We start from the raw sequence: 16,839 nt of genomic DNA on the forward strand, positions 1-16,839 counted from the left end.
TGCCACCCAATGGGCGGCGATGCCCGATATAGCGCTAACAGAATGCCGCATGGCAACGCAGAATGCAGAGCAATATCCTGACAAGGCGGAAATTTTCACCGCTTTTGTTACCGCGTGTTACTTTGGGCTTGAATCCGTTTCCATTCGTTACAATTGGCGGCAGCGGAGGAAGTTTGAGAGGAGGATTAGAGTGGGTATTCCCCGGCTCCTGGTGGTGGACGACGATTCTGAGATGCGTTCGATGATGACCCAGTTCTTTCAGCAGAACGGGTATATAGCGCTGCCTGCCAGTTCGGAAAGTGAAATACGCACGCATCTGACCTCAGGTCGGATCGACCTGATCCTGTTGGACGTGATGCTGGGCGATGAGAACGGTGTGGAAATTTGCGCCAGATTGCGTGCCGAGCAAGATGTACCGATCATTCTGGTCTCTGCCTTGTCGGCAGATCACCAGCGCATGGCGGGATATGAAGTTGGCGCGGATGACTACATTGCCAAGCCGTTCAACCCGCAGCTTCTGCTGGCCCGCGTCCGTGCTGTGATGCAGCGCGCGCAACGCACCCCTTCGCTGGCTTATCGCCGCCGTACCCGTACATTTCACTTTGACGGCTGGGTCTTTGACGGCAAACGGGACGAGGTACATTCGCCCGACGGCTATTTAGTCTCGCTTTCTCAGCGCGAAACCGCCCTGCTGAAAGTCTTGCTAGCAAATCCACACATCCCGCTAACCCGGGATGAGATCGCCACCGCACTGGATGTCACTGGCGAGGCTGACAAACCCGAGGCGCAAGGCCGCGCCATCGATATGTTGGTTGGGCGACTACGCTCTAAAATCGAGGCTAATCCGAAGGAGCCTCAGATGCTGCGCACTGAGCGTGGGGTTGGGTACATATTTACCGCCGACATATCGGTAGATGAGGACGCATGACATTGCGCCTGCGCAGCTTTGGATGGGTCTGGACGCTGTCAGCCTTCGCTGCAGGGCTGTTGGCAACCGCATTGTGGTTCACCTCTGCACAGGCTTGGAACCGTTTCCAAACTCAGGCATTTGTTGCGGGATTCACCGTATACGAGGATTTGCGGACGGGGATGGCACCGCCACCCGGCTTGCTGATCAATCCCTTGCCTGCCAAGGCCGCCGCACTTGCCGATAGGGGAGAATTCCAACAAATGCCCGGCTTTTCGGATCGCCGCTTTGTCACCAATCTGTCGATCCTGACCGACAGTTCAGCACCTCTGAGTGGACGCGAACTGACGCTGGCGGTATTGTCCGATCGTCTGGTCTATCCGGTCTCTGATATCGTTTCGGGCAACGATCAGACCGGGCCCGAGAAGATGGGCAATCTGACGCGCCTGCTTGCGACCTATTGCAGCGAACCGATCCTGATCGCGCAATTTGGACGTGGTGTCTGGCAACAGATTGATGGCACTGAAATCTGGGGGTGTAAGGCAGCTCCGATTGATCTGCGCCTGCCCGCGATATTGCTGGGAATAGTAGCGCTGGCCGCGTTGCTGACCTCGGTCGGGAATGTCTCGGACAGCTTCACGCGCTTTGCACAGGCACTTGGTGACCGCAAACGCCGCGGTGGGCCACAAAGTTATGATGCGGACGGGCCAGAAGAGCTGCGCGATATCGTGGCTGCGGTGAATGATCACCTTGAGGCTGAACGCGCGCAGCTTGAGAAACGCGCCATAGTGCTGTCGGGTGTTAGCCACGATCTGGGTACGCCGGCAACGCGTGTCCGGCTGCGTGCCGCCCTGATCGACGATGCCGAATTGCGCGAGAAGCTCGAAGCAGACGTGGATCAGATGACCGGCATGATCGAAAGTGTACTGACCTATACAAGGTCCGAGCTCAGTGTCGAGGAACCGCGGCAGATCTCGTTGACCTCACTGGTCGAGTCACTGGTCGCCGACTATCAGGATATGAACTTGCCCGTATCTTTGAAAGCGATTGAACCTGTGGCTGTCGAAGGTGCGCCGTCATTGTTCATGTCGCGCCGGGGGCACGGATCGCTGCCTGAGACACGGCGCATTCTGGTGATGGGTCGACCGATCTCGTTGAGGCGGGCGCTGTCAAATCTGATCGACAACGCCTTGAAATATGGGCGCCGGGCCGAGGTTGAGCTGGAAACCAATGCTCAATCCGCCACGATTATTGTCGAAGATAAAGGCACCGATTTGTCGGTTGATGATATCGAGGCATTGCTGGCCCCGTTCCAGCGTGGGTCAAACACCGGTTCGTCAGATGGCTTTGGGCTTGGCCTGACCATCGCACGCACCGTTGCCGAGCAACATGGCGGAACGCTGAGCTTTGAGGCCGGAGACCAAGGCTTGCGCGCTTGCCTGCAGATCACCCGGCAATAGATCAGGGCGAATAGCTGCGTACCAGCGCGCTTGCGATCAAAGCCCAACCATCTGCAATCACGAAAAATGCCAGTTTGAACGGCAGGGAAACCGTAGCCGGAGGCACCATCATCATACCCATCGACATCAGGACCGCCGCAACAACCAGATCGATGATCAGGAACGGTAAAAATATCAGAAACCCGATCTGAAATGCCCGTGCAATCTCCGACAGCATGAATGAAGGCATCAGAACGGACAGAGGTGCCTCGGGTGACAGCCGCAAATCCGCGCCATCTGGTCGCAATGCTGCCATCGCCTGGAACGTATCGACATCCAGACGCGCCGCCATGAAGCTGCGAAATGGCACCAGCGCGCGTTCCAGCGCGGGCTCCACGTCTATTGTTTCCTCGACCATTGGCTGGATGCCGACTTCCCACGCTTCGGTGAAAACCGGCTCCATGATGAAATAGGTCAGAAACAGCGCCAGACTGACAATCAGCATGTTGGGCGGCGATTGCTGCAACCCAATCCCTTGCCGCAGTATCGCCAATACGGTGATCAGAAATGGAAAACAGGTGATCATGATCGCCAGACCCGGTGCCAGGCTGAGCACCGTGATCAGCAATATCAGCTGAATCGTCCGGGCCGAAATCGATCCATCTTCGCCCATAGACAGCGACAACTCCTGCGCCATGCCGCTGGTGGGGACGACCAGCAGAATTGCCAGCCAGATCAGATGGCGCATCATCCGATCCCGTTTTGCAGATCCGAGATCTCTGTCAGCCGCACAGCCAGCTGCCCAGCCTGATCTCCTTCCATTTCCTCCAGCAGCCCGCGTGCGACCAATTGGTCCCCGACATACAGGTCGACGGGGTCTTCAATGCGTTTGTCCAGCGCCAGAACAGCGTTTTCGCCCATGTTCAGCAGATCACGGATCAAAGGTCGCGCCCGACCAACCGAAACTGTGACTTCGATCGGAACCGCTTCGAACGGATTTGGCTTTTCGGATTTCGGAGCTTGGGGATCACTCATTTGACAGAGCCTCTTTTGCTTCAAATAGATAGGCGTCGAAAGATGCGGCAATGGACGCGAGCAACGCGGTACAATCCACCTCTCGACAGGCGGTGCCCACTTGCAAACGCGCCTGTCCCGCCTGCAGAGAAGGGTCCTCGACAACTTTCGGCAAAGGCGTGAAATCTTGTGGGAGAACCGCCTGAACCTGATCGGCGGCACCTTCCGGAACGGTAAGTAGCATCGGCTGCCCGATCTGTTCCCGGGCCATCTCACAAAGCTGTTCAGTCAATCTGGCGGGAAAGCCCAGTTCGACGGTTTCGGGCAAAACCACCTGTATCAGGCTCTGAAACATCGGTTCCAGCGACAATGTCATGCGGGTTAACGCCTCCTGATAGATAAACGACAGGTCTGCTAGCGCTGCAGACAAGTCAGAGCTCAGTTGCGCCCCACCCTGTTCCTGCGCCTCGACCGCATCTTCCCAACCGGCACCATAGCCTTGCTCAAAGGCCGCAAGGCGTTGTTCTTCCAATGCCTCTTCATCCAAGAGATGAACGGCGACACCTGCTGCTGGGGCGGTGAAATCCTCAAGGAGATGAACGATAGACATCACACCCTCTCCTCACCTTCTTCAAGCCAGCTTCGCAGGATCTCAACCGTCTCTTCCTGTTTGTCACCGATCATGGCGCGCAATCGGTCGACGGGGTCTTCACCATGGGCGCTGGCTATTACCGGAACATTTGTCTGAGCGGTCTCAGGAAGTGATGTGAACTCTTGCGCATCACCATTTGCGATCTCTCCCGTCAAGTAAGTTGCAGGCTCCGCTTCCGGCGGTATGCCTGCCGGTAGCAACGCAGGTGCAGCAGATTGTGTCAAAATGGGTCGTATGACAAACAGACCCAAAACAAGGGATACCAGTGCCAAAACGAACATCTGAACCAGCGACATGGCATCAAGATGAATCTTCTGCCAGACCGACGACGACACCAATGTACCCTGCGGCTCAACAACAGGTAGATCAAGCGATTTAAGGGTAATGACGTCACCGCGTTCGGCATCATAACCTACGGCTGAGGAAACGAGTTCCTCCAATGCGTCAAGCTCTGGCTGCGGAATGGGTTCAAATCGTTCGACCCCTTCTGTATCAACCGTTCGGGCACCGTTGATCAGCACTGCAACGGTCAGACGTTTGATGGCGCCCGGCGCTCGGTGAACCTCGAGTTCGGTCTCGGAAACCTCATAATTCACCCGCTCGCGGGTCTGGGTGGCATTTGAATTGGATTCGTCCCCGCCAGCACCATCCCCATCCGGCAGATTTGACGCCACGGTCACGTCTGCAGACTGATTTCGCGCACTGTCAGACCGTTCTTCAACATCCGTACTGATCGCTACGCGACCTTTAGGATCGAAGCGGCGCTCACGGATCGACTCGGTTTCGGTCTCCGTATCCACGCTGACCTCGACCACGGCATTACCGGCCCCGACGCGTGCTTCGACAAGTCGAAGAACTTTTTCCCGCAACTGGCGTGCTTTGTCGTCTGCAGTATCAGCGGCCACGGTTGATTCCTGTGCTCCGATCACAGCGCCGTTCGAATCGATTACGGTGACGTTTTCTGGTGCAAGCCCGCTGACAGCTGACGCCACCAGAAACCGTATCGCCTTGGCCTGATCTCCTGTGACCTGCGCACCCGATGGCACCAAATATACCGAAGCGGTTGGCGCAACACTACGTTGAAACGGGTTGGCCGAACCGTTGGCGATGTGTACGCGTGCCTGGCTGACATGTGAGCTGCCGACAATCGTGCGGGCCAACTCGCCCTCTTTTGCCCGCCAATAAGCAGCGTCAAACATCTGCGACGTCGTGCCAAATCCACTGAGTGAGTCCAGCAACTCGTATCCGCGGTTGCCGTTTGCTGGCAGTCCTTCACTGGCCAGCGTCATGCGCAACTCATCCCGTTGCGAGCCCGGTACATAGATCGAACCACCCCGGATTTCATACGCAACACCGCGCTGATCCAGCGATCGCACGATATCACCCGCCGCACCGCTTTCGAGACCTGAATATAACAGCGTCATCGACGGTGCCGTCGCAATCCGTGACATCGCAAGCACGCCCAGAAACACCAGCACTACCGCACCGGCCACGAAAATTTGTTTGCGCTTGTCCAAACTTGCCCAGACAGTTCCGATCTGCTGCACACTCACCTCCGGCTCACCGACATTCTGCTCGGCTCAACCCCTGTTTGGACGATTTCCCTTAACAATCGGTTAGTCCCTGCGGGGTTATGACAGTTGCCGAACAGATTCATGAGGACGGCATGACCGACGCAACAGCTGACGAAGTGGAAACCCCTAAAAAATCAGGAAAAAAGGACCTGATTCTTGGGATGATTCTGGCCGTGGCAGGCGGTGTTGGTGGCTATTTCATAACCGCCTCTGGCTTACTGCCAATTGGTAGCGGTGCCGAAGCAAAAGAAGAAGATAGCAATAGCAATAAAAGGCCAGCGACGGCGTTGCCAGACGTGAGCTTTGTTGATCTGCCGCCGGTGATCGTTTCGGTCAATGCAGGCGATTCACGGCATCTCAAGTTCCATGCACAACTCGAGGTGAACGCGGGCTACGCCGCCGAGGTTGAAAAGATGCAGCCGCGAATCATGGATGTTCTGAACAGTTATCTACGCGCGGTCGAGCTGAACGACCTTGAAGATTCACTCGCCTTGGTGCGCATCCGTGGGCACCTGCTGCGACGTATAGGAATTGTCGTAGGTGACGGCCGTGTGCGCGACGTTCTGGTGACAGAATTTGTATTGAATTAGGAGGCGAAGGTGGAACTGATTGCCGATATTCTGCTGGTAGCAGGCGCGCTTGGGGCAGGACTGTACTGTTTCATTTTGGCGCGTCGTTTGCGTCGATTTACTGATCTTGAAAAGGGCGTAGGTGGTGCGGTTTCCGTTCTTTCGGCCCAAGCGGAAGAGCTGCGAAAATCGCTCGATAGCGCCCGTCAGTCTTCCGACGAGTCCGGGGTTGCCCTGCAGACTTTGACTGAACGGGCAGAGTCGGTAGCGCAGCGATTGGAACTGATGATGGCCTCGATGCACGATGTCGTAAAAGAAGACCAACCAAGCCCTGAGCAGCCCGAAGAGCACGCGCAGGAAAAATCTGACGTGGACGCTGTCGAAGAAACTGTTCCAGAAAGTTCTGAGCCCATATCCCTAAAACCCGTAACAAAGCCCGAGGGCTTGATGTTCTTTCGGCATGCTGCAGCGTCAAGCGGGTCGGGCCAATGATCCGCCAAAGAAAAAAGAATTGTGACCAGCGCCCGCGCGGAGGAGTTCTGACCGTCATCTCCTTGCTGATGATCGGGTCTGCCATCATTCGGATCGGGCTTGAGGCTGGGCCTGCGGTGGCGCGTGGGACTGATCCGGCCTTTGCAAAGCAAATCAAGTCGGAGCGCATTGAGACCAGCGCCGCGGATTTGCAAGTTTTGCTAACAGAACTGCTACGCCGCGAAGTCGAACTGAATCAGCGGGAGAGCATGATTGTCGATCGAGAACACGCGCTGGACATCGCAGATCAGGCTATTGAGACCCGGTTGGCCATGCTGCAGGAAGCCGAAGAGTCGCTGCGTGAGACCGTCGCTATTGCCGAAACAGCCGCCGAAAGCGACCTGACGCAACTGACTGACGTTTACCAAAGCATGAAACCAAAGGATGCCGCGGCCTTGTTCGAAACGATGGATGCAGTATTCGCCGCCGGATTCTTGTCACGCATGCCACCGGAGGCTGCCGCCAATGTGATGGCCGGTCTCAGCCCCGAGGCCGCCTATGGAATCAGCGTCATCATGGCTGGGCGCAACGCCCGCGCCCCACAGGAATAATGCTGATGGGCAACCATTTCTCCCACCTTAACGCCGGAGATCACTTATGATCGGACTCATCGGAATTGCAGTTATCTTCGTTATGGTTTTTGGCGGATATCTCGCCGCTGGCGGCAAGATGGCGATTATCATGAAGTCATTACCGTATGAAATGATGATGATCGGAGGCGCCGCGATTGGTGCTTTTATGATCAGTAACGACATGGGTGGGGTCAAACACACCGCGAAAGATATTGGCAAAGTGTTCAAAGGCGCGAAGTGGAAGCCCGAAGATTATCGTGATCTGCTTTGCCTGTTGTTCTCGTTGATCCGGATCGCGCGCGCAAACCCGGTTGAGGCCGAACAACACATCGAAGAGCCTGAAAAATCGTCGCTTTTCTCAGCTTATCCCAAGATTCAAGCCGACAAAGAAGCCGTGGATTTGATCTGCGACACCATGCGCTCAGCCGCGATGAACTATGACGACCCGCATCAAGTCGAAGAGGTGCTTGAAAAACGGATGGAGGCAAATTTCCATCATGCCATGCACTCGAGCCATGCCTTGCAAACTGTTGCCGACGGCCTGCCTGCTCTTGGTATCGTAGCTGCGGTTCTAGGCGTTATCAAAACCATGGGTTCGATCGACCAGCCGCCAGAGGTGCTGGGAAAACTCATCGGCGGCGCGTTGGTCGGCACTTTTCTGGGCGTTTTTCTTGCCTATGGTTTGGTCGGTCCGTTTGCTGGCAAACTGAAAGCTGTAGTTGAAGAAGACAACCATTTTTATCAACTCATCAAGGAGGTTCTGGTCGCGAATCTGCACAATCACAACGCTGCGATGTGCATCGAGGTCGGACGCCAAAACACGCCAACCCACAACCGCCCAAATTTTTCAGAGCTTGAAGAGGCCTTGAAAGAAATCAAACAGGCGGCTGAATGATACGGACTTTGACATTAATTTTATTGGCCCTTGGCACCAGTGTGTCAGCGCAGGTGCTGCGTGTTCGCTCGGGCGAACACGATGGGTACACGCGTCTGGTGATACAAGTGCCTGCCGGCACCGATTGGGTTATGACTCCAAACGAACGCGGTGCTGATCTGAATATTGCTATCAAAGGCGCCACATTCGATACCGGAACCGTATTTGACCGGCTGACCAGCAAAAGACTTCAGTCTCTAGCTCAGGCTAGTTCAGGTGGAGCTCTGAAGATGGTCTTTGGATGTGAATGTGTCGCCACCGCATTTCTGCATCAACAAACTATGGTGGTCGTGGACATCTCGCCCGGTAAATTCATTCCAGTTGCGGTTCCAAAAGTCGACGTGGTGACAGACCTTCACCCGGACATCGCAAAACAAGCTCCGCCTCCAGCACACATCCCTGCAACTGCGCTGGCGTTGCCCTTGTTGCAAATGAGTCATCAAAACTTTGAGGACGAGCTGATATCCCGCATATTACAAAGCGCAGATCGTGAGGTTATTGACCTCACACTTGCTGGTATTGGGCGCAGACAATCCGCTCGTTTTGGACCTTTGAGAGCTTCAAGCGCACAAGCGCCCAACTTACGATTGTCTTCGGTTCTGGACCACGCCCGGGGTCTCGAAAATCTGGAACTTCCGGAATTCGATGCCAAATTTGAATGTATCACCGATGCCGAGCTGGAGTTCGACTCCTGGACAGGCCCCGAACCATTTGTGGTGCAGGTAGCGCAACTGCGAACGGGGCTATTCCAGGAATTTGATCGACTCGATCAGGAAAAGGCCCTGAATCTGGCCAAGCTGTACACATATTATGGATTCGGAGCCGAAGCGCTGCAGGTGTTAAATCTGCTGCCAGGAACGACGGCAGAGCAACAACGTGTTTCGGCGATGGCGTCTACTCTCGATGGTTTGACTGCGTCTGAACCGCACTCATTCGCGGGTCAACAAAGCTGCGAAAGCGCTGCAGCGCTATGGGCACTTCTGGCCGAGGAGAAACTGGCACCGGAGGCACAGCTGAACATAATCGAGCAAGCCTTCAACCGGCTTCCCGAACACCTTAGGCGGCAACTCGGGTCGACTCTGGCAGACTTGCTGGCAACAGCCGGGCGGCTGGAAGCAGCGCGGCGTATTTTGCGTTCGGTAGACCGAGTGATGACAGCTGAAACGGCCGACGTGACCCTGACCAAGGCCACGATCGCCGATGCCGAAGGCAATGCAGATACTGCGAATGCTCACTTGACTGATGTCATAGCCACCCCAAGTGCTTCTGAGGAAGCACCTCTGGCGCTGGCGCGGTTGATCGAAAAAAGATGGGCCGATCGGGGTTCGATACCACCCAAAAATCTCGATTTAGCGGCAGGTTACGCACGTGAACTCAGAAACTCCGAACTCGGGCCCATGATGGCGCGCTCTCATGTGCTCGCGTTGTCGATGTCGCAGGAGTTCGATAGTGCCATGCATCATATCCAAAATGCACCTGACGATAAGGATTGGCGCCGCACGCGAGATCAGGTGCTGCAACTGCTTGCTGAGCGGGCGGATGACATCACCTTCCTACGCTACATAATCGGACTGGAGGAGAAAACTCGCATTACAGTGAGCGTGGATACGGCCACATCGGTGGCGCATAGGTTGGTCAATCTTGGGTTTTCGAGCGCTGCCCGGGAATGGACAGACCCGTCAGGCGATCAGAACCTTGCTATCAAGCGTGCCCGGATTCGGGCGCGTTCAGCTCTACTAAGCGACCATCCTCGCCAGGCTTTGCTGGAATTGTCTGAAGATCCCTCGGACGACGCGCGAGTATTGCGGGCTCAAGCTTTGGCGCGGGTGCAAAACTTCTACGCCGCGGCGGAATTGTTAAGAGAAACTGGTCCGATCGAGGCTGCCGACCGCCTATCCTGGTTGGCGGGCACGAATGAGATTGATGCCGAGGATTCGAATGTCTTCAGCGATCTAAATCGAATCAGAATATCGTTAGATCAACCGATTGAACGGCAATCTGACAAACCTCTGGCAGATGCCAAAACGCTTATTAAGGAGAGCGCCAATGCCCGCGCGCAAATTTCTGATATGCTTGAAATCGTGCAAACAGGCGGATTGAATTGATCGGACCCGCAGCGCCCAGTGGTTATGCTGTTTCAGAGTTGGTCATTCGTTTTACACCTTATATCAGTCTCTAACTTGGCGACTCTCGATCATGTAATTTAATTCGGCGTGGTGCTGTATCAACATGCGGGTGGGTCGTATATCAGGGCAGACAGATTGGAAAAGCTCGACCCGGGTTGGGTCAAATTCAATGTGGCCGCAAGGATCAGGGCGGCCCGATCGCCACCCACAGCTGGCGCTGCAAATTCGGTGAATTTATCGGTGATCTCATGTTTGCTCAGGGGATTTTCCTGACCACCGCGCGCGTTGATATCACCTGAATGATAAACAGATCCGTCCAGGTTCTCGATCTCGACATCTGCCCATCGTCCTGCTGGGAAACGGGCAGAGTGACGTGGGCTCTCTTTGACCTTAATCAGCCTTGTGATCTCTGCGACCACTGGATCGGACAGGCCTTCGCCCGAGATATGTTCCACGCCAATGCGGCCGTGAACTGCCTGAACCGCTACAGCAAATGGCAACGAGTATTGAGCTTGTGAGGTAGTCAGAGGATGGCCAGAATACAAACAAGCTGCTTCTCTAAAGCTGTTGATGCGGATGGCTGCGATCTGTTGATATGTCAGCTTGTGTTCCTGCATCAGCATCCGAACACCGTCAATTGATGCATGTGCCCAACGGCAGATTGGATAGGGTTTGATATATTGCTGCTCAACTTGCCAGACCCGGCCAAGATCGTCCCAGAATGGAACAGCCTCTTTCGCCTCGATCGTGATTGCAGGTGCTCCGGTAAATCCGCGCTCGGCCAGGATGGCAGATGACAGCCCCACCAGGGCACCCCAACCGGAACCGTCGTGCAACATTGTTGGATTTGCAATCTCGCGCATCATTTGGCTGCGTGGCCCGTGGAATTCCGCAATCCCCAACGCTTGTCGTAGTTGATCTGGGGCATGACGGCGCAAACGCGCCGCCACAGCAGCGACGCCCAGCGCATTCCAAGCACCGGAAGTGTGATAGTCACTGACCGTTGCGTGTAGGGTCAGGCCAGCCCGACCCGCGATTTCATACCCGATGATCATAGCCGCCAGAGCCTCACGACCCGACAGATCCGGGCATTGTTCGGCCAACGCAGCAAGCGCCGGAACAATGGCAACTCCGATGTGGCCTTTGACGGGATTGAACCCGTCATGGGCATCCAGATTATCGGTTTGGCTGGCAGTTGCATAAGCTGCACCTGCAAGACTGACGCGCCGCCCGTCGAACAGCATCCGAGCACTAAAATCAGGCTCTGAACTTGCAAAAAGCAACGCTGCGGTATCCCGGGCGATCCCACCGGCCTGCATCGATCCTGCAGCGATCAGAACACCCATCGTATCCAGCAACAAATACGCAGCTGTCTCGCGGGCTGTGTCGGGAATGTCTTCGGCGGTACAGTTCAGAGCAAACTCGGCAACCCGGTCAAAAACGTTGGTCATTTCACTGGCTCCGCAACGGCTTTCGTATCGCGTAATCTGTTTCCGGCGGGGTCGAACGGTGGCTTTGAAAGGAATTTAGCTTTGTGTGGTTTTCCAAGGATGAAGATGTCGACCGTGTCTCCGGGTTTTGCGGCTTTGGGGTTGGCGTAACCCAGGGCCAGGGATTTGCCGACCGAATACCCATATGCGCCGGAAGTTACCCTGCCCACCGGGGTACCGTCGGGGGTGAAGATCGGTTCGCCGCCAGTGGCGTCGGCTTCGTCCGCATCGACCTCGAAGATCGAGAGTACCTCGCGCGGGGCGTTATCCTTGACCCGTAGATAAGCATCTTTGTGCAGAAATTCTTTGTCCAACTTGATCAGACCTGACAGGCCAACCTCTTGTGGCCAGTATTCCTGAGAATACTCTCGCCCCCACGAGCCATACCCCTTTTCGATGCGCAAAGATCCCAGTGCGCGACCGCCAACCGGGCCACCGCTCAGGTCTTTTGCGGCCTCCAATAGCGCTGAATAGAGCCTGGTTTGATCTGATTCCGCGCAATGCAACTCCCACCCCAGATCACCAGTAAAGCTGACGCGGATGGCCAGGCAATTTACGCCCACCACCTCGATGGTGCGCGAGCGCATAAAGCGGAACGCGTCGTTTGAAAGGTCTGCATTGGTCAGCCGCTGTAACAATTCGCGCGACTTGGGCCCAGCCACGTTGAAGCCTGCGATGCGATCGGTGGCGACCTCAAGCGTGGTGCCTTCGGGCAAGCCGATCATGTTGAAAAACCGCTGATGATAACGCTCGGCCATACCCGAGCCGATCATCATATACTCTTCATCAGCTACCTTGGTGATGGTAAAGTCACCAGCCACGCCGCCGCGAACCGAAATCAGGGGCGTCAGGCACGAACGACCAACCTCGGTCGGGACCTTGTTGGCCACCAGACGATCCAGCCAGTCATAAGCACCTGGGCCTTTCACGACGTAGTTGGCGAAGTTCGAAATGTCGATCACACCCACATGATAGCGCAGCATCTGCACCTCGCGGCCCACCAGTTCCCACCAGTTCTGACGGGTGAACCCATTGGTTTCTTGTACACCGGGCTGATCGGCAAACCACAGCGGATGTTCCCAGCCGCAGTTCAAGCCAAAGACCGCGCCCATATCCTTTTGCATTTCATAGGCGGGGCGCAGGCGCGCGGGGCGTCCCGCGCTGCGCTCCTCATTGGGGAAATGGATGGCGAAACGGTGAGTATATACATCCTCAACCCGCGCCTTGGTAAAGGCCTTGTCGGCCCAGTCGCCGAACCGGGCTAGATCCCAGGCGAACATGTCGTATTGCGGCTCGCCTTCGATCATCCATTGCGCAGACAGCAGACCCAGCCCGCCCGATTGCGAGAAACCGGGAATGATGCCGGTGCAGCAGAAATAGTTCTGCAGCTCGGGCACTGGGCCCCAGATTGCGTTTGAATCAGGAGACCAGATCATCGGCCCGTTGATCACCCGTTTGACGCCCGCCGTGGCAGCGACCGGTACCCGTTCTGTGGCGCGGATGACATTTTCCATGATCCGGTCCAGATCGTCTGGGAACAGGTCATGGGCAAAATCCAGCGGCGTGCCGTCTTCGGCCCAAAACCGCATGTCTTTCTCGTAGGCGCCGATCAGAAGGCCGTTGCCTTCCTGGCGGAAGTAATATTCTCCATCCCGGTCAGCGATCGACGGTAGGCGGCGCCCCAGATTAGCCACTTCGTCGATGGCTTCAGTGACGAAGTACTGATGCTCGGTCGGTTGCAGTGGCAGTTCGATGCCCGCCATTGCAGCCACTTCGCGCCCCCACAGGCCCCCCGCATTCACAACCCATCGAGTGTGAATGTCCCCCTTATCCGTGCGCACGATCCAAGAGCCATCGGATTGCTGTTCAGTCCCTATTACAGGGCAAAACCGCTCAATTGTGGCCCCCATTTCCCGCGCACCCGCAGCGTAGGCGTGGGTAACCCCAGACGGATCGACATTGCCGCCATCGGGTTCGAACATGATGCAACGGATGTCGTCAAACTGCGCCAACGGGTGAAGTTCACTCGCCTGTTCGCGGCTGATCTCATAAAAGTTCAAACCGTAGAACCGAGCTTTCGCCTCCTGCAGACGTAGCTGATGTTCGCGATCTTCGGTTTGCGCCAGATACAACGAACCAGATTGGAAAACCCCACAGCCCTGCCCGGTTTCCTTCTCCAGCACTTTGTACAGGTTCATCGTATAGTGCTGGATGCGGGTGATGTTGTTGTTGTCATGCAGGCCGTGGATGTTCGCTGCCGCATGCCAAGTCGAGCCCGAGGTCAGCTCATCGCGTTCCAACAGAACCACGTCGGTCCAACCAAGCTTGGCCAAATGATAGAGGATTGAGCAGCCAACCAATCCTCCTCCGATCACGACGGCCTGAGCGTGGGTCTTCATGGTCTGATCTCCTGTCTGCGAACTTAGTGCTCTCAGGAAAGTCAGCCACAGCCATATGTCAGGTTATGCTCTGTTCCCGACGCGAAATGTCGGGAACAGAACCTGAATGACCGGTTTTGATCAATAAGGGGCCTCGACATCGTTCATCGAAACGTAAACTGTCTTCATCTCGCTGAAGTGGTTGATCGCCAGTTTCGAGTTCTCGCGCCCCACGCCCGACATCTTGGACCCACCGAACGGAGCCTCAACCGGGGCGAGGTTATAGGTGTTTATATAGCAAGTGCCAGCTTCGAACCCCGCCACAATTCTATGGGCGCGGGTCAGGTCATTGGTGAAGACACCGGCAGCCAGACCGAATTCGGTATCATTGGCACGCGCCAGCACCTCTTCTTCGGTTTCAAAATCCAGCACCGACATCACAGGTCCAAAAATCTCTTCTCGTGCGATTGTCATATCGTCGGTGACGTCGGCAAAAACTGTGGGCTGCATGTAGAACCCGTCACCTGCGATCCTGTCGCCGCCGTAGACCAACCTCGCACCCTCGGCTTTACCTTTTTCGACATAGCCCAGCGCAATATTCATCTGGTTTTCGCTGACCATCGGGCCAAAATTGACCTCCTCATCCAGCGGATCACCAATTTTCGCGGTGTCCAGACGCTCGGACAAACGCGAAAGAAATGCTTCCTTGATACCCTTTTGTACAAAGACGCGCGTACCGTTGGAGCAAACCTGCCCCGAAGAATAGAAATTGCCCAAGATCGCACCCGAGACCGCATTGTCGAGATCTGCATCATCGAAAACGATCATCGGGGACTTCCCGCCCAGCTCCATGGTGACGTGTTTCATGCCATCGGCTGCAGCCGCATAGACCTTACGGCCTGTTGGAACCGACCCCGTCAGCGAGACCTTGGCCACACGCGGATCGGTAACCAGGCTGGCCCCGACATCACCATAGCCTTGCACCACGTTGTAGATACCTTCTGGCGCGCCCGCCTCAATCAAGATTTCGGCCACCTGTAAGGCCGACAGAGGCGTGGTCTCGGACGGTTTGAAAACCATCGCGTTGCCACAAGCCAGCGCTGGGGCACCTTTCCAACAGGCGATCTGGGTCGGGTAGTTCCACGCGCCAATGCCGACACAGACACCCAATGCGTCGCGGATCGTATAAACGAAATCGCCACCCCCCAATGGGATATGTTCGCCGGTCAGAGACCCTGCCAAGCTACCGAAATATTCCAAAGCATCTGCGCCGCTGGTCGCGTCCGCCACAAGTGTTTCCTGCAGTGGTTTGCCGGTGTCGTGGGTTTCGAGAACTGAAAGCGCCCGATTGCGATCCCGCATGATGTCTGACGCACGCCGTAGGACCCGGCCCCGTTCCGTGCCCGACATGGCGGCCCAGCTTGCCTGAGCCGATCTTGCACTGTTTAGAGCCTGTTCTACGATTTCAGGTGTTGCAGAATGCAGCCGCGCGATAACTTCACCGGTGGCTGGATAGATAACGTCGATTGGGGTGCCTCTGGTATCTTCAACATATTCGCCGTTGATGAAATGGCTGGCCTTGGGCTGAAATTTCATGCCGAATCCTTCTCTTTTCGGATCACCCCTGTGCAAGGGGAGGTGTGTGTTGATGACAGAATTAGCTTTCATTGATTGACCAGTCAATAAATCCAGCGATTGGCAGGTTCTCGCCGAATCCAAATGGCCTTCTCTTGAAATGAAAGGTTAATGTTCTATTTATGTTCCACATAGTCAGAGGATAACCCCGATGGCCCAGAACATGCGAAAAGCCGCACTTGGCGGCACGTCAAACGATTATCACCTGTTGCCTGTGACAGATCGGCAGATGCGCTATGCCCGCGCGATTGCACAAAAGTCCGCGCTTGAGATTCCTGTCGAAGCGCAACACGACCGTAAATCACTATCAGACTGGATATCGGCCCATAAGCCGCATGACCCGTCGCCTTTCGCAAACTACCCAACGGGCAAGCAGGTTGCGTTTGCGGAGCGTATTTCGCGCACTAAACGGCGTCCGATCCCATCCGAGTGTTTCCGCGACAGACAATTGATGTCTCGATGGATCGATCACAACAAATAAGCTGGTCTACTTGCTATGGCTGCGCGCGTATAGCGCCACGGCTGCGGCTACAAACATGCCCAACAGGATATAGCCCGTAACCGCCTCGGCCACGGCCAACCCACGGCATAGGCCTGTTGGGGACATGTCGCCATATCCGACCGTGGTGAAGGTAACGTACGAAAAATACAGAATATCTGCCGGTCCTTTGGCGCCGACAACACAATGATCCTCATAGCCAAAGGCACCGTAGACCGCGGCAAATAGGAACGGCACGACCTGAATGAAGGACACCCCCATCAAAAACAGTATCCTGCGCGGGGATTTCACCTGGGTTATGTAGTAGTAGGATTGAGAAACCATCCAGACCACTAGCCCAACCGATGCAATCGTACCGATCGTGTCACCTGCGGTGGTTTCATTCAGACGCGACAAACCGTACCAAGCGAGGAAACTAGCCAGAACCAACCCTAAGGCTGCCAATAGGGTGGATTTCCATTCTTCCAGGGTTCTGGGTTCGTGAGTCACATTCCGCTCCATCAGGCAGGCCCAAAGGCA

The 16,839-nt window shown here is 55.7% G+C and carries 16 protein-coding genes; 8 read left to right on the forward strand and 8 right to left on the reverse strand.

Features of this window, described 5'->3' with window-relative positions; genetic code table 11:
* The first annotated feature begins 190 nt into the window (after positions 1-190).
* Together ACR0JR_RS08980 and ACR0JR_RS08985 are read left to right on the forward strand one after the other, a co-directional pair.
* Entirely contained in the window at positions 191-928 is a 738-nt protein-coding gene (locus ACR0JR_RS08980) for a response regulator transcription factor (protein ID WP_010438510.1), read from the forward strand.
* Positions 925-2,367 carry a sensor histidine kinase gene (locus ACR0JR_RS08985; protein ID WP_170780279.1) on the forward strand — a complete coding sequence of 481 codons (1,443 nt, stop codon included), beginning with the start codon at positions 925-927 and terminating at the stop codon, positions 2,365-2,367. The genes ACR0JR_RS08980 and ACR0JR_RS08985 overlap by 4 nt, the downstream gene beginning before the upstream one ends.
* A gap of 1 nt (position 2,368) precedes the next feature.
* Here the strand turns inward: ACR0JR_RS08985 and fliP are convergent, their stop codons facing one another.
* Genes fliP through fliF form a run of 4 tightly spaced genes read right to left on the reverse strand, consistent with a single transcriptional unit; the run spans position 2,369 to position 5,559 of the window.
* Positions 2,369-3,097 carry a flagellar type III secretion system pore protein FliP gene (fliP, locus tag ACR0JR_RS08990; RefSeq protein WP_170541926.1) on the reverse strand — a complete coding sequence of 243 codons (729 nt, stop codon included), beginning with the start codon at positions 3,095-3,097 and terminating at the stop codon, positions 2,369-2,371.
* On the reverse strand, positions 3,094-3,381 hold the full coding sequence (locus ACR0JR_RS08995) for a FliM/FliN family flagellar motor switch protein (RefSeq protein ID WP_170541930.1): 288 nt from the start codon (positions 3,379-3,381) through the stop codon (positions 3,094-3,096). The genes fliP and ACR0JR_RS08995 overlap by 4 nt, the downstream gene beginning before the upstream one ends.
* Complete coding sequence (locus ACR0JR_RS09000; protein WP_480455883.1) at positions 3,374-3,970, reverse strand: FliH/SctL family protein; 597 nt, start codon at positions 3,968-3,970, stop codon at positions 3,374-3,376. Before ACR0JR_RS09000 ends, ACR0JR_RS08995 begins: the two co-directional genes overlap by 8 nt.
* A complete protein-coding gene (fliF, locus tag ACR0JR_RS09005; RefSeq protein ID WP_480455885.1) occupies positions 3,970-5,559 on the reverse strand; it encodes a flagellar basal-body MS-ring/collar protein FliF in 1,590 nt (529 codons plus the stop codon). Before fliF ends, ACR0JR_RS09000 begins: the two co-directional genes overlap by 1 nt.
* Positions 5,560-5,678: 119 nt before the next feature.
* Here fliF and ACR0JR_RS09010 point away from each other — a divergent pair, with 119 nt between their 5' ends.
* From ACR0JR_RS09010 to ACR0JR_RS09030, 5 genes are read left to right on the forward strand one after another with little or no spacing between them, the layout of a single operon-like run.
* Positions 5,679-6,176, forward strand: coding sequence for a flagellar basal body-associated FliL family protein (locus ACR0JR_RS09010; protein WP_480455886.1), 498 nt, complete (start codon positions 5,679-5,681; stop codon positions 6,174-6,176).
* Positions 6,177-6,185: 9 nt separating this feature from the next.
* Positions 6,186-6,647, forward strand: a complete 462-nt coding sequence (locus ACR0JR_RS09015) for a hypothetical protein (protein WP_480455887.1) — start codon at positions 6,186-6,188, stop codon at positions 6,645-6,647.
* Complete coding sequence (locus tag ACR0JR_RS09020; RefSeq protein ID WP_480455888.1) at positions 6,644-7,237, forward strand: MotE family protein; 594 nt, start codon at positions 6,644-6,646, stop codon at positions 7,235-7,237. Before ACR0JR_RS09015 ends, ACR0JR_RS09020 begins: the two co-directional genes overlap by 4 nt.
* A gap of 46 nt (positions 7,238-7,283) precedes the next feature.
* Positions 7,284-8,153: a flagellar motor stator protein MotA gene (gene motA / locus ACR0JR_RS09025; RefSeq protein WP_480455889.1), complete on the forward strand. Its 870-nt coding sequence runs from the start codon at positions 7,284-7,286 to the stop codon at positions 8,151-8,153.
* Positions 8,150-10,297: a hypothetical protein gene (locus tag ACR0JR_RS09030; RefSeq protein WP_480455890.1), complete on the forward strand. Its 2,148-nt coding sequence runs from the start codon at positions 8,150-8,152 to the stop codon at positions 10,295-10,297. Before motA ends, ACR0JR_RS09030 begins: the two co-directional genes overlap by 4 nt.
* A gap of 119 nt (positions 10,298-10,416) precedes the next feature.
* On the opposite strand, the gene ACR0JR_RS09035 is transcribed toward ACR0JR_RS09030, so the two are convergent.
* From ACR0JR_RS09035 to betB, 3 genes are all read right to left on the reverse strand, one after another.
* Positions 10,417-11,769, reverse strand: a complete 1,353-nt coding sequence (locus ACR0JR_RS09035; protein WP_480455891.1) for an MmgE/PrpD family protein — start codon at positions 11,767-11,769, stop codon at positions 10,417-10,419.
* Positions 11,766-14,207 carry a GcvT family protein gene (locus tag ACR0JR_RS09040; protein WP_480455892.1) on the reverse strand — a complete coding sequence of 814 codons (2,442 nt, stop codon included), beginning with the start codon at positions 14,205-14,207 and terminating at the stop codon, positions 11,766-11,768. Before ACR0JR_RS09040 ends, ACR0JR_RS09035 begins: the two co-directional genes overlap by 4 nt.
* 120 nt (positions 14,208-14,327) lie before the next feature.
* Positions 14,328-15,782 carry a betaine-aldehyde dehydrogenase gene (betB, locus tag ACR0JR_RS09045; protein WP_480455894.1) on the reverse strand — a complete coding sequence of 485 codons (1,455 nt, stop codon included), beginning with the start codon at positions 15,780-15,782 and terminating at the stop codon, positions 14,328-14,330.
* A 190-nt stretch (positions 15,783-15,972) separates the two neighbouring features.
* On the opposite strand from betB, the gene ACR0JR_RS09050 reads away from it, so the two are divergent.
* On the forward strand, positions 15,973-16,302 hold the full coding sequence (locus ACR0JR_RS09050; protein WP_170780267.1) for a hypothetical protein: 330 nt from the start codon (positions 15,973-15,975) through the stop codon (positions 16,300-16,302).
* Positions 16,303-16,308: 6 nt separating this feature from the next.
* On the opposite strand, the gene ACR0JR_RS09055 is transcribed toward ACR0JR_RS09050, so the two are convergent.
* Positions 16,309-16,809, reverse strand: a complete 501-nt coding sequence (locus ACR0JR_RS09055; protein ID WP_120981283.1) for a potassium channel family protein — start codon at positions 16,807-16,809, stop codon at positions 16,309-16,311.
* Positions 16,810-16,839: the final 30 nt, after the last annotated feature.

The sequence above is a fragment of the Ruegeria sp. AA3 genome (genome assembly GCF_056542905.1).